The organism is Arthrobacter sp. RIT-PI-e (genome assembly GCF_001187915.1).
Taxonomy (GTDB): Bacteria; Actinomycetota; Actinomycetes; order Actinomycetales; family Micrococcaceae; genus Arthrobacter_D.
This window is the reverse complement of record NZ_LGIU01000037.1, coordinates 1-13,376: the sequence shown is the minus strand read 5'-3', so window position 1 is coordinate 13,376 and position 13,376 is coordinate 1. Positions and strand designations below refer to the sequence as shown.

At 58.8% G+C, this 13,376-nt stretch carries 13 protein-coding genes and 2 pseudogenes; 11 read left to right on the top strand and 4 right to left on the bottom strand.

Annotated elements, in window-relative coordinates; genetic code table 11:
• Positions 1-45 precede the first annotated feature (45 nt).
• Positions 46-3,348 (top strand): type ISP restriction/modification enzyme, encoded by a 3,303-nt coding sequence (locus tag AC792_RS16055; protein ID WP_152915991.1) that lies wholly within the window; start codon positions 46-48, stop codon positions 3,346-3,348.
• Between the two features lie 53 nt (positions 3,349-3,401).
• Here AC792_RS16055 and AC792_RS03060 read toward each other — a convergent pair.
• A pseudogene (locus AC792_RS03060) lies at positions 3,402-3,596 on the bottom strand (transposase); the annotation flags it as partial.
• Between the two features lie 38 nt (positions 3,597-3,634).
• On the opposite strand from AC792_RS03060, the pseudogene AC792_RS16050 reads away from it, so the two are divergent.
• Positions 3,635-3,841, top strand: a pseudogene (locus tag AC792_RS16050) (transposase); the annotation flags it as partial.
• A 7-nt stretch (positions 3,842-3,848) separates the two neighbouring features.
• Here the strand turns inward: AC792_RS16050 and AC792_RS16045 are convergent.
• Positions 3,849-5,021, bottom strand: coding sequence for a type II toxin-antitoxin system death-on-curing family toxin (locus tag AC792_RS16045; RefSeq protein WP_160317594.1), 1,173 nt, complete (start codon positions 5,019-5,021; stop codon positions 3,849-3,851).
• Positions 5,022-5,366: 345 nt separating this feature from the next.
• Between AC792_RS16045 and AC792_RS03055 the strand changes: the two genes are divergently transcribed.
• The 6 genes from AC792_RS03055 (at position 5,367) to AC792_RS03040 (ending at position 9,308) form a co-directional block, all read left to right on the top strand.
• A complete protein-coding gene (locus tag AC792_RS03055) occupies positions 5,367-6,047 on the top strand; it encodes a recombinase family protein (protein WP_082177327.1) in 681 nt (226 codons plus the stop codon).
• A 189-nt stretch (positions 6,048-6,236) separates the two neighbouring features.
• Positions 6,237-6,587 (top strand): histone-like nucleoid-structuring protein Lsr2, encoded by a 351-nt coding sequence (locus AC792_RS03050; RefSeq protein ID WP_049829115.1) that lies wholly within the window; start codon positions 6,237-6,239, stop codon positions 6,585-6,587.
• Positions 6,588-6,708: 121 nt separating this feature from the next.
• Complete coding sequence (locus tag AC792_RS16040; protein WP_082177326.1) at positions 6,709-6,957, top strand: antitoxin; 249 nt, start codon at positions 6,709-6,711, stop codon at positions 6,955-6,957.
• A 483-nt stretch (positions 6,958-7,440) separates the two neighbouring features.
• Entirely contained in the window at positions 7,441-7,908 is a 468-nt protein-coding gene (locus AC792_RS03045) for a hypothetical protein (protein ID WP_152915990.1), read from the top strand.
• Between the two features lies 1 nt (position 7,909).
• Positions 7,910-8,110 (top strand): helix-turn-helix transcriptional regulator, encoded by a 201-nt coding sequence (locus AC792_RS16035; protein ID WP_082177325.1) that lies wholly within the window; start codon positions 7,910-7,912, stop codon positions 8,108-8,110.
• Between the two features lie 274 nt (positions 8,111-8,384).
• Complete coding sequence (locus AC792_RS03040) at positions 8,385-9,308, top strand: hypothetical protein (protein WP_049829113.1); 924 nt, start codon at positions 8,385-8,387, stop codon at positions 9,306-9,308.
• A gap of 137 nt (positions 9,309-9,445) precedes the next feature.
• Here AC792_RS03040 and AC792_RS03035 read toward each other — a convergent pair whose 3' ends face one another.
• Together AC792_RS03035 and AC792_RS03030 are read right to left on the bottom strand one after the other, a co-directional pair.
• Positions 9,446-10,066 carry a hypothetical protein gene (locus AC792_RS03035; protein ID WP_049829112.1) on the bottom strand — a complete coding sequence of 207 codons (621 nt, stop codon included), beginning with the start codon at positions 10,064-10,066 and terminating at the stop codon, positions 9,446-9,448.
• Positions 10,067-10,265: 199 nt separating this feature from the next.
• Positions 10,266-10,829, bottom strand: coding sequence for an RNA polymerase sigma factor (locus AC792_RS03030; protein WP_049829111.1), 564 nt, complete (start codon positions 10,827-10,829; stop codon positions 10,266-10,268).
• 156 nt (positions 10,830-10,985) lie between these two features.
• Here AC792_RS03030 and AC792_RS16030 point away from each other — a divergent pair, with 156 nt between their 5' ends.
• The 3 genes from AC792_RS16030 to AC792_RS16025 form a co-directional block, all read left to right on the top strand.
• On the top strand, positions 10,986-11,846 hold the full coding sequence (locus AC792_RS16030; protein ID WP_082177324.1) for an aminoglycoside phosphotransferase family protein: 861 nt from the start codon (positions 10,986-10,988) through the stop codon (positions 11,844-11,846).
• A gap of 61 nt (positions 11,847-11,907) precedes the next feature.
• The gene (locus tag AC792_RS03020) at positions 11,908-12,384 is read left to right on the top strand and encodes a hypothetical protein (protein ID WP_152915989.1); all 477 of its coding nucleotides are present in this window, start codon (positions 11,908-11,910) and stop codon (positions 12,382-12,384) included.
• 875 nt (positions 12,385-13,259) lie between these two features.
• Positions 13,260-13,376: MerR family transcriptional regulator (locus tag AC792_RS16025; protein ID WP_152915988.1), on the top strand; the 117-nt coding region annotated here is incomplete at its 3' end.

Here is a 13,376-nt window from a genome sequence, read left to right as displayed (position 1 = left end):
ACCCGTAAGGTGGTCGCTGTGATTACACGTAGTGGGGATCCGGGCGTGCCGAGCTGGTTGCAGGAGTACGTGTCAGCTTTCGGAGCGGACTGCAAGAAGAAGCTCAAAGATCATGTCGGGCAGGCAGAGGCTTCGATTCGGAAGCCACTGGACGTCCTCATTACGTCCTTCGGTGCCCAGTTGGGACTCGCGGTCGTCGCATTCGACGAAGCCGCGGATGTGGAACGAAGCGTGCGGCCCGACTACGCGGTACAAGTCAATGGAGCCGTCACTGGCTACGTGGAAGTGAAAGCACCAGGCGAGAATCTGGACCCCACAGCGTTCAAGGGCCATAACTTGCAGCAGTGGAACCGCCTCAAGGACCTGCCGAACCTCGTCTACACCAACGGGATTGAATGGCGGTTATGGCGCGGAGGTGAAGCTGTCGGCGATCCGGTTCACTTGCTCGGTGGAACACTCATGTCTGCCGGATCAGCGCTGCTTCCAAACGAACGCTTCGAAGGACTCCTCACAGACTTCCTGAGGTGGGAGCCCGTCCCCATACACTCCGTGAAGAAGCTCGTTACGACGATTGCTCCCCTCACTCGTCTGCTACGTGTCGAGGTCTTGGATACCCTCGCTGCCGAACGGCGCGCTGTCAGCAGTAGCGGTGGCAGGCTGAGCAATCAGGTGTTCCTTGGCATGGCGAAAGAGTGGAAGCACCTCCTTTTCCCTGGCGCCACGGACGAGGAGTTTGCGGATGGTTACGCCCAAACAGTGACCTTTGCACTGCTCCTCGCGAAGTCCGAAGGACTCGATCTGAACGATCGGGGCCTACACGACACCGCTACTGAGCTCGGGGAATCACACGGCCTCATGGCTCGGGCCCTGCAACTGCTAACCGACACCGTCTCGAAGAAGTTCAGGGTCACCCTGGACCTGATGGTTCGAACCACCAACGCTGTTCACTGGAGCGGAGTCCGTTCCGGTGTAAGTGACATGTACCTTCACCTCTACGAGCACTTCCTCGCCGTCTACGACAACGAGCTGCGCAAGCAGTCAGGCAGCTACTACACGCCGGCACCAGTGGTCGAAGAGATGATCCGGCTTACCGAAGAAGTGCTCGCCGGCCGACTCGGCAAATCACTGCGACTACGAGATCCTGATGTTCGAGTGATTGACCCAGCCATGGGGACCGGCACCTTCCCCGTCCACATCATGGAGAGAGCCGCCTCTCAAGCAGCAGCTGAGATAGGCCCCGGAGCAGCCACCGAAGCTATTAATTCGATCGCCAGGCGGCTGTACGGTTTCGAGCTCCAGACTGGCCCCTACTCGGTCGCGGAACTCCGACTATCGGACCTGATTCGCGCTCACAATGCTCGGGTCCCCAGTAGTGGTCTCAACCTCTTCGTAGCAGACACTCTCGAGGACCCGACGGCAGCCGTAGGACAGATGTCCTACATGACCCAGCTCATTGCACAGCAACGTCAAAGAGCCAACCAGATCAAGGCCACAACAAACGTGACCGTCTGCATTGGAAACCCTCCGTACAAGAACAACGCGGAAGGCAAAGGGGCCTGGATTGAGAATGGTGCCATCGACAGCGAGGGTGAGGGCATCCTCCGTGACTTCCGCAAGGACGGAAACGGCCCTGTCGAGTACACACTCAAAAATCTTTATGTCTACTTCTGGAGATGGGCCTTCTGGAAGGTTTTTGAATCAACACCACCTCCCGGCGCTCTGGATGGTGACTCCGGAATAGTCTGCTTTATCACGCCATCCAGCTTCATGACTGGGCCAGGGTTTAAAGGGATGCGTGAGTACATCAGGCGCCATTGCACAGAAGGGTGGATCATTGACTGCTCACCTGAGGGTCTTCGACCATCAGTGAACACACGCTTCTTCCCAGCTGTTCAGCACCCCCTTGCTATCTCGATCTTCCTTCGAAAGCCCGACAACGATCCCGACGTCCCAGCTGCACTTCACTACACATCGCTTCATGGACGTCAGGCCGAGAAGTTTCGTCAGCTACAGGCGGTAACGATCGATGACTTTGAATGGACTCCAGTTCGTGCTGATTGGACTGCACCCTTCACCGCTGCCGCAGCTGGAGAATGGGACTCCTATCCGGGTATAGGGGACCTATTTTCATGGTTGACTCCTGGAGTGAAGCCCAACCGGAACTGGGTATTTGCACCTAGCACGGAGACGCTCGCCTCACGATGGCTCGAACTCGTGTCGTGCGACAACCGCGCTCGGAAAGAGGAGTTGTTCAAGAAGTCTCGCGACTCGTCCTTAGATCGGAGCAAGCCACCCCTACCTGGATCCGATGTGGAAAAACTCACTACGAAGCGATTCGCGGATGAGATCCGACTGGAACCCACCACCGTTAGAGTGGGTCACCGCTCTTTCGACCGTCAGTATCTCATCGCCGACCATCGTCTGATAGATACCCCCCGACCTGACCTTTGGCGCTCACGCATCCCTGGTCAGGTGTTCCTCTCCGAACTGCACTCGAGCTCGCTGAGAACAGGACCCGGCATAAGCTTCTCCAGCCTCATCCCTAGCGAGCATTTCTTCCGAGGTAGTGAAGGTGGACGACTCGCTCCTATCTATCACCCGGACGGCACAGCGAACACAACCCCCGGATTGCTCGAGGCCTTGTCCTCACACTTTGGAGTACCGGTATCGGTTGAGGACCTGACCGCCTACATCGCGGGCACTGTAGCCCACAGCGCCTACACCGCCACTTTCGGCACTGAGCTTCAAACGCCCGGAATCCGCGTTCCTCTCACTAAAGATCCCGAACTCTGGACGCAGAGCACTGAGATTGGCAAAGAAGTTCTGTGGTTGCACACCTTCGGACAACGCTTCGCAGGTCAGGGCCGGAGCCAAAGCGTGCTCTCTGCCAGCCCACACCAGGTCAGGTATCTCTCCACCGTTGAGCGACTGGACGACGAATACTCCTACGATGCACTCACCCAAACGCTCAATTTCGGTGGTGGTTCGTGGGGTCCGGTGTCACCACAAGTGATGGAGTACAACACGGCGGGTAAGCCAACCGTTGGAGCGTGGTTTTCTTACCGGAAGAAGGCACCGGTGGGTAAGAAGACCTCGCCCTTAGACAGCATCGTAGCGACGTACTGGCACCCTGAGTGGTCAACCGAGCTAACCGAGCTTCTCACCGCGCTTACACATCTCACAAGCCTCGAACCGCGCCAAGAAGAATTACTTAGTCAAATCATCGCCAGTGATCACTTCACAGTGGATGAGCTGAAATCACTTGGTGTGACACCCGGCACCGATCGAAGCAGCCGGTCCCCGCGGCTCAGCTTGTCCTCAGAATCCAGCGACGAAAGTCTCTTCTAACCAACTACTGGCTGCTTCACCAACTCCGCTGTCCGAAATCACCGCAGCAGCCTAGTCCGCTTGACGACGTAGTCCTTCGTCCGGGGGTCGATGTTTATCCGGACCAGGACGATGTGGTGCAACGCGCAGTTGGCCTGTCTGTCGCCACCACGGCTGAGCCGGTGCCGACTGGTCTTACCAGAGGACGCCTGAATGGGGGCAACACTCGTGAGGGCCGCGAACTGAGTTTCACTACCCATGCGTTCCGGTTATCACCGAACGTGAAGAGCCCGTTAAGGTTCGCCGGCTCGGCTGGACGTTGAAACAACGAGCCTCTGGTGTCCTCGCGTTCTTCGACCGACCCGGCACCAACAACGGACCCACGGAGGCGATCAACGGGCGGCTCGAGCACCTGCGCGGATCAGCCCTCGGCTTCCGCAACCTCACGAACTACATCGCCCGATCCCTACTGGAATCCGGCGACTTCAGACCCCTTCTACACTCTGCTTCTTGAAGAGCCACTAAACTTTGGCAAGCTTGGAGAGTAGCTTGGAGTACTGAAGAATGAAAAAATCTGGTTCCCTTCGCTCGGAGTAGAACATGTAAGAATCTATACCATGCTCCTCGTCAAGCTCTAAATCGTGACGGATTGATTTTATCTTCGATTTTGGAACTTCTCGACCGTCTCCCGTATTCGTGAAGTAAGTGTCTACAGTTCTTGTTTTTCTTCGACCCGGAAAACGGCGTTTTTCATCTATTATTCGAACTATTTTTAGTTTTTCACCCCGATGTTGCTGTATCTCGCATTCTTTGCTGCGGAGTATCTTTGCAAGTTCTCGCCACGTCACCGAGCGTTCTTCTTTGCTCACGGATCGAGTATTCCTACATATCCAATCCGTTATTGCTGCAGTTTCACGGTCGGCAAAGTTATCGTAGGAGTAACCTTCCGGTAAAAGTTTATGAGCCGCAACACGCAACATCCACTTGAAAAGCTCTGTCTCGGTAGAGTCTAAAACTAAATTATTACGATCCAAGAAAACGAGTAAGCTCACAAGCGCAGTTCGTTTATTACCATTGTGAAATGCATGGTTTTGCACTAGAGAGTGCAGGAGTGCCGCCCCCGCAGATTGAATAGTCGAGTATTTATATTGACCACCCATGCTTGTCGCTGGCCTAGAAACCGCACTTTCAAGCAGTGCTATGCTGCGAACTCCAGGAGGACTGATAGGGTCGGCAGCTTCAGCGAAGTCCTTTTCTAGTTCTTCGTGTATTCCTAAAACTTCTTCAGGAGTTAGAAATTGGCTTTCGCGAGTAGTACCCTTAGCCAGCCATTCGTAGGGCTCAGCCGCCGGCATTAGACTGGTTTTTTTGCTTTCTCGACGTTGCCCGAGTTCCATAGCATTTTTGTCCGTACCGGACCTCATGTAAGAATTAAGGCGCCTTATGGAACCTTCAGGCATTCCCGTTGCGTTAGGTTTAAGGGTGAAACCGAGTACTTGAAGAAGTTCTGCGAGTTCACTTCTTTCTAAGCCGTACTCGTCGAGCCAATAAGCTACTCGGCGCTGTTGAATTCCACCGATACCAAGAGCTTTCAGTGCAAACCTGGCGTCAGCTTTACTGATTCGTGAGGTCGGACTTTCGACGTACTCAATACCTACCGCCCACAAGGAGACCAACACTTGCTCGGCATCCACATTGGCACGGGCCGCCAGAGAACCTACCGTCCATGATCGTTGACTCATCGTTATCCCCCGTGTTGCTGTCGTCTCACTGAAAGTTGAGCAGAAGCTTAGCCGGTCCAACACCAATGCTGCCTTGTATCCCATGGGATACGACACACCCCGTCGAGACACCACCCCTCCCCCGCCACCACAAGCCAGTCACCGTCTCGCTACTATGCTCTATAAGCAGGAGCCCCAGAACACGACTGTAGGGTTGGTTGCGAGACAGATTTGGAGCTTCCCGAGCGTGGTGGAGCATCTTGGTTAATCATGGCAACGACTGAGCAGGTTGTGGGTGGTTCGATCGAAGGAGCAAGCATGGGCAGGTTGATCGGGTACGCGCGGGTCTCGACCCGAGCACAGGACACCGACCGGCAACTCCAGGACCTCGTCGGTGCTGGCGTCCGACGGGATGACTTCTACGTCGACCAAGGGGTCAGCGGCGGCCTCGCTCGGCGGCCCGAGTTCGATCGGGCCCTCGAGGCCCTGCACGAGGGTGACACCCTCGTCGTGACCACTCTGGACCGGTTGGGTCGCTCGACGGCGAACATGCTCTCCCTCGCCGACACTCTCCGAGCTGGGAACGTGAACCTGCGGGTACTGAACCTTGGTGGCGGGAACGTGGACACCGGGACTCCCATGGGGTCCATGGTCTTCACCGTCATGGCCGCACTCGCGCAGATGGAGCTCGAGATCAAACGCGAACGCGTCAACGACTCCAACACCAAACGCCGCGCCGCCGGGATGGACCTCGGCGGCCGCCGCGAAACATTCAGTGACAGTCAGATCAGCAACGCCCGCCGGCTCATCAACCAAGGCCAACCAGCCTCCCACGTGGCCCGTGACCTGGGTATGTCCAGGGCGACCCTCTACCGCAGGATCAACAACCTCGAAGCCCGCGAATGGCTCACCACCCACCCCGCACCCGTGCCATCCCCCCCCGAGGACCCCGCCACACCAGGAGCCTCAGAACCTCTCACTCCCCCACCGGCCGGATAGGACAAGCCTCTTACAGATCGGCCCACCGGAATATTTCCATGAACGATCGCCGCTATCGGGTAAGACATCACCGTGGAAAACGAGTAGTCCACGGAAAAAGCGGGTTTTCTTTCACCTCACGGATCTGCACTAGAATCGATAGTCAGGGGAAAGAAAGACCCACACCACAACATTCTGGAGAACACAGTTATGGCACAGAAGGTACACGTACACCTCGTTGATGACCTCAATGGTGAAGATGCCCACGAAACCGTGCGCTTCGGGCTCGATGGCACCGAGTACGAGATCGACCTCACCGGAGACAACGCACACAATCTCCGCTCAACCCTGGGCGAGTACGTAGACAAGGCCCGCAAAGCCCGCACCGGCGGCCGGAAGAGCCAAGGTGGGCAGAAGAGCACCAGCACAGCCTCGGGTTCTGGCCGGTCCCGCGAGGAGACCCAGGCGATCCGCCAGTGGGCGCAGGACAACGGGCGCAACCCCAGCGCCCGGGGACGTATCACCCAGTCCATCATCGACGCCTACAACGAAGCCCACTAACCACACCGCGGCACTCACCGTCCGTCGTTCCTCCACCCGTCCCACCAGGGGCAGTAAAAGGGCTGGAAGATCATCGGCAAACAGTTCGGTACACCTCACTCACAAGAGATTGGAATCACTCATGGGCTTATTCAGCAGGGGAGCCAAAGGGGCGGCCCTCGCCGCCGCAGCAATGGGCTATGTGAAGAAGAACCCCGAGAAGATCAAGAACGGGCTGGCGAAAGCCGGGGACTTCGCGAACAAGAAAACCCACGGTAAGTACGCCCGCCACATCACCGGGGCACAAACCAAAGCCACCCAAGCCATCGACAAAACCACCCGGGGAAACGGCCAAAACGGGATCGATCCCACACCCCCCTCGAACAGATAACCGCCGGCACCGGACGATCACCCACCATGCTCTGCCACAAGACCGGGGCCATCGGGCAGGAACTCTTCCGGGCAGTGGGCCTCACAAAAGCTCCAGCGATACGCCAGGCACGACAGATCACGGCGAGGAGGCCCTCCCACCATAGTGGGCACCTTCGGGGTCTCTGGGAACCGGAGGTGCCCAGAGGGCCCCTTCCAAGCGCCCTATTCAACCTGGAGCTACCCGAGGCACCACCACCGAGCGGCGGACCCGAAACGGCGTTTCACTTAGGGTAGCCCTGCGCCCGTTTTCATCGCCCGGGCTAAACGTCCCTCCCGCGTCCTGATGCGGTTGTCGTATCAGGAGCTCCTGCACAGTGTCGGTGGACGACCGGTTTGTGGACCCCCGCAGTGCCGTTGCACGGCACTGCACAGTTCACTTGACACTACTCACAGTGTAAAGCACGCTATACGTAAAGCGAGCTATACACCAAGGGGAGCCGACATGACACTCGAACAAGCACGCACCAAATGGGGACGCACCAAATTCGGAACCAGTCACATACCGGCAATGACAATAGCCATTCCCCTCGGAATCATCATCGGAGCAACAGGCGGTCTGCTGTCTGTAATGGCCGGTGTCACCGGCCCGCACCCCCTCATAGGCTTCCTCGTATTCACCGCCTGTCTCGCACTGCCGGGCATAGCTTTGGTGTTCGCTATCGTCGTCGACCGCAACACCCTCCAGGGAGCAACCGACCGGCCTGACGATTCGATCGAGTCCGGGTGGTACGACAAGGCCACCTCACGTTCCTTCACCGACATCATCGGGGCTCTAGGAGTCACGTCCGTCGTCCTTGCATTCATCCCCCAGGACTTCCTCGTTGATCTAAAACTCGTACTACCAGCTGTGGTCGTGTTCTGTTTCGCTTCTTTCAGCATTCGCTACCTGGTGCTGCGATGGAAGAGCTGACGTGAAGAACCTGGTCAACGAATCACGACAGCGACTAGCTTGGTCTCAACAAAAACTCGCGGACGAGCTCGGCGTCTCACGTCAAACCATTATTTCCATCGAACGCGGCCGCTTCGACCCATCCCTACCGTTGGCCTTCCGACTAGCAGCAATCTTCGATAGCACCATCGAGGAGCTTTTCTTCCCCGACGACAGGCCATAGACAAACCTCATCAACCAAACGCAATAGTTCCGATGCACGAACGCTAGGGGATCCGCTTGTGAGCTACTTCGGGTTTATCTACGTCCGGGTATAGGCCGGGTCCGAACGCGTTCGAATAAACACTCCGATGATGAGCAGCACCGGAGCTATCAGGACAGTCAATCAACTTACGTTGTGACCAATGAGCCCGACGATCACGGGAACCAACACGGCCAGAAAGGCCTGACTAAACAAAGCATCACACGGGAACGTCGTACATCACCTCCGTGGGGACTTGACCGCTATCGAATCCACCGGCAAAGTCCTCGGCATGATCGTCGATGAGCCTGTGAAGGGGCCTCCGTGGGGACTTGACCTGCTCAATATGGCCACACCACCGTGGGAAGAGGACCTGCTGGTCACCGCTCGGCGCAAGGGAATCGTGGACGTATGGTCGCTGGTGCGCGGGGCGCGCTTCGCCACGCTCGAGACGGTCTGGGGCTCCGGCGGCTGGCGGGGGGCACTGGTGACCGGTGAGCATCCCGTGGTGGTCGCTGGCTCGTGGGAGCGCCACGGCGTGTGTGGGTATGACCTGACGGGACAGCGTTTGTGGCAAGACCGCAGCCGCACGAATGTAGAGGCCGTGACTGCCCTGACCGGAGGTCGCGTGGTCATCACCCACCTCCGCAGGGCCACCCGCGTGCTGGAGGCAGCGACCGGGGAGGAGGTGCGTACCCTCCGCGGGGCGCTGAGAGTGATCGCGCTGACTTCGGACCTCACGCTTGCAGTAGGTGGGGGTTGGTGCCGCTTACTGGACAGTTCCCTGGATCCGCTGGGGTCCCGAATCTCGACCGGACTGAACACGGTGTGGATCGCGGCCAGCGACGGGGAGCACCTAGTGATCGACGAGCTAGGCGAAGGGCCCTTACGCATTCTCGACTCCGACGGGCGAGAACGAGCGAGGATGGATGAGAGCTTCCGTCATATCCTCCACGACCCGGTGACGAACACCTGGGTCGCGGTCCAGAGTTTTGAAGCGGAGCACTCCCTGATCCGCTTCAACAACGACGGAGAGGTTCTGGAGCGACGTTCCCGGGACCTCTACGTCTACGATGCGGCGACGATGCGCGGAGGCAGAACCTTGATCCTGAACACGGAGGAAGGCGTGCGGGTCGTGAACTGCGCGGACTGGAGCGTGCAAGGGCTCGAAGCGACGTGAGCCATGGGCGCCGAGCAGCCCAAGGCATTGCCACGGACTGGCGGTTGTACCTGCCAGCACCATCGGCCACATCGCAGACTTCGAGCGAAACACCGCTGTCGACTAGTCGAGACGAGCGTCGTTCGGTAAAGGATCCGTCAGCGTGCTTGTTCGATGGTTGTCTGTGGGGCGTGGTCGCTTTGCCAAGCCATGTCGACCTGCGAGAAGTGTTCGGCGTAGCAGCGGCCTTCATCACCCGAGGTGACGGCAGCGGCCGGGTTGTTGTAGGTGATGACCGTGTCGGATTTGTTGATCGATCCTAGGGGGTAGCCGGCGGCGGTCATGCACTCGGAGTAACGGTCGAATTGCGCGTGGTACTCCGCTTCGTTGACCTCACCATCGGCTATCGCTTCTGTCTGTTCGGGCGATGGTGCAGGAGGAACGGCGCGAGCGGCCCAGGAAGCCCAGACCTCGTATCGCTCTCCATCACCGGCGTCGACCGTTACTGCGTGGGTGGGCCTGTCCTCCACGCTGAAGTAGCTCCCGCCACCCGCAGTGGCGCTCGAGTCCTCGTCACACACTACGGTCACCTTAGGTTGACCGTCGATGAAGACGTTGAAGGTGCCGGCACCCTGGCAGCGGAGGATGACGGCTAGCTCGGTTGCACCTTCTGGTTTCGCTCCGAGTGGGATGACGGTTTCGTCTTGTCCGCTGACTTGTACCGGCTCTCCGATGAGCTGCGTGTCGTAGTGCACGAACATGGCGACTGAGTTGTCCATGGAGACAGGCGGGTCATTCTGCGGTGCGTTCGTTGTATTCAGTGCGGTGGCGGACACCGTTCCCGTCAACGCTCCTGCCAGGGCGAAGGCGGCGATCGGGGCGGCGACCCTCCAGCGGCGTCGTGGGCGTATGGGGGCAGCTGAGGCGGTCGCAACGAGCATGTGTCGTAGCTTGGCGTCGCGAGTGGTGGTAGGCAATTCAGAGGACATGGGTCGCACCTTCCGGACGCAGTGCTGTGGTTGATTCGCTCAAGGACTCCCGCAGCCGCGCTCTGGCTCGTGAGAGACGGGACTTGATCGTGCCTGGGCGTACGCCCAGGACCCGGGCAGCGTCCTCCACACTGATGCCTTCGAGGACACACAGTGTGAGGATCTGCTGGTCGAGGAGGGAAAGCTTCCCGAGGGCTGTTACTGCTTCACCGTCGTCGAACTGCTCCGCGTGATCCGGTTGTGTGTCCCCTGGGGGAAGGCGTTGGAGCGCGGCTTTGTGGCGCCGCGAGGCTCGGGTCAAGTTGCTCGCTGTGAACGTCGCCGTTCGAAGGAGCCAGGGCAGCATCGAACCGTCCACGAAGCGGATGTCGTCGCGTTTGCGCCAAGCCTCCAGAAACGTCACAGCAACGACGTCGTCTGCGTCCGACCACGACGAGGCCAGTCCGCGGGAGTGCCGGTAAAGGCGGGAGCGATGACGGTCGAAGACCTCTCCGAACGCGTGTCCCCTCCCTGCCAGCACCTCGGCCCACACCTCTTCATCACTGACGCTCATACTCTGTAGTGTCCGCAGCCAGCCAAAAGGTTCCCCATTTCTCGAAGTATTCAGGAATCACCGTCAAGATATAGGACGTAACGACGAGCGATGTCCGCCACGGGTCCCGGATGAGGATCCATTACCGGAGCGCTCAGCGGTGACAGACTTCTGACCATGAGCACTCTCGAACAGGACGCGTCCTCGGCTTGGTCTGCTCTTCGCAATGTTTGGCCGGACCTTGCGTGGGCCAACTCTGTGAATAAACACGGGGCATTCCATCACGTCGCGGTTCTCGGATCGACCAGCGTTGTGCGTGTGTCTTTCGCCGGCAACCATCAAGAACTCACTGCCCGGAACAGCACCACCGTTCGCGTGATCAGCGATGCCGGACTCACAACGCGGGTCCCGCACCTCCTCCGCGTTCACACCGGAGGCACATGGTCAGCGATGGCTTGCACCTACGTCGAGGGAGCCCATGACACGGATCGGCCATGGGATGACGTCAAAGACCACGTCGCTGCTGTTCTCGACGATCTTCGGTCCGCACGAATACCCCCGTCGAGCTTGCCACCGGTACGCGCGTGGTGCGGTGCAGCATCCTGGCCTGACCTCGTTGAGCGGATCACCGCTGAATCAACTACCGCCGTGAAGGACGCTGCACGGGGCATAGTGCGGGAGGTGATAAACCTCGACGAACCAGTGGTGCCCTCGCTGGTTCACGGTGATTTCGGTCCGCATATCATTCTGTGGGACACCTCTGGCAGACCAGGCCTTATCGACTTCGATAATGCGTGTGTGGCGGACCCTGCCGTTGATGTCGCTCCTCTCATTGGGTTCTATGGCGCAGCGAACGTCCAGGACATCGTCGACGCTGACGTGTTTTCGCGGGCGAAGGTCCTGCGAGCCTCACTTCCCTTGCAGGTGGCCGCGGCCGCAGCGCTCGGCGGTGACTCGGCACTGCGAGACCATGCGCTCTCGAACTTCGCGCGTCGACTCGAGGCAGGATCGCTGTACGACCCTGCGGCCGCCGCCTGAGATGTCCGGTGCAGGATCCTCATACGAGGTGATGTGTAGTGGCCGAGAGTTAGGCTGACTCATGACAACCATCGTGCGCGCACCAGGGAACCTGATCGTTGCGACCATCGGGAAGGTGAATGTTCGCCTCGCAGGAATCGACGTCACGAAAGCTCCCCAGCACGTGGATGTTCCATCCGGTACCCCCTGCGTAGTGGTCTACTTCAGCGCAGCGCGAGGGTACGAGACAGTAAGTCACGACGCGGAGATGGCTCAGACCCGAAGCTTCGAGGACCTAGTGGCAGAAGCGGTGGAAGCCCAGAAAGACGGTCCTCCCAAGCTGAGCAACCTCAGCAGAGTAGCCGCCACCCTTACGGACGACGAGGGCACTCAGTACGAGCCGTCAGGGTTCCGGATGGTCGGCGACGGCACTGGGTGGGATGACATGCGCGTGTACACGCCAGCACCACCGTCACATGCCGTCATGCTGCACCTAGACTTCACAATCGACGGCGACTCCACCGGCAGAAGTTGCGACGTAGACCTAACGGCCCGCTGAGGGATCCCTTACTGGGCTGTTACTCAAGGTCAGTCATGGAGGAAGTCGAGCGATCGTCTCTTACTGAATACTCTTGTTTCCTACGCTGCTTCTGCCGGAGCCATCTCGTACTCCAAGTGATAATCAGCGTCGCGCCGGCAATCACAAGAAAGATGCTTGGGCCTGTCCAACCTTGTTCGTCGAGCCGCAGTAGTGGCGGGGTGATGACGCACACCCCGAGGGCTACGCCCGTCCACGTCTGGAATGGGTGATCATACGGTCTCTTCGACGGAGGCGACATATGGGCAGTATTCCTCACCAAGTGGTCCGCAGGAAGCCGCCTCGTTCGTATGCCGATCCCGCCGTTGCGGGACGTTTCTCATTCCGCCGTCTCAGATGGGTAGACGGATACTCTTCATCTGTGAGAGTAAGAGCGCTACCTTTCGCTGCGGTGTTCCTGGTTGCCATTGCGGTAGCTGCCCTTGTTGGATGGCTATTCGGGGCAGCAGCGGGCGGCGCGACCGCGACGATCTTGGCTGTTGCCGTTGGCGTTCATTTCGGAGCTGACTGGGGCAGCGAATCAGCTACAAGAACAGAGGAGTACCGTCAGACCCTCCTCCGTAAGCCGGCACCTCATACGAGGTACTACTACGACGATGGTTCCTCGAGCGATGATCCGATAGAAGGTAGCGAGGCTACTCGGAACGCTGACTGATAGAGCTACTTCGGATGCCCCTCCACGACATATGCTCGGGGATCCTTGTGCGTCCCCGGTGGAGGGTTCCCTTCCCAAAGGGTTTCTAAGTGGTGTGCTACGTGAGGGTCGGGTTTGCTGCTGCCGTAGCGTCATGTGATCTGCTCGAAGTACGTTCCGACCCGCTCCGAAAGGCCCCGTCATGTACTCGTTCCCGGCCCCGCCCCGTCAGGTCCTGATCGGTGACGCCGCGGCGTTCGTCGGCACCACGGCCAGGACGATCCGCCACTACCACCAGATCGGTCTGCTTCCCGAGCGG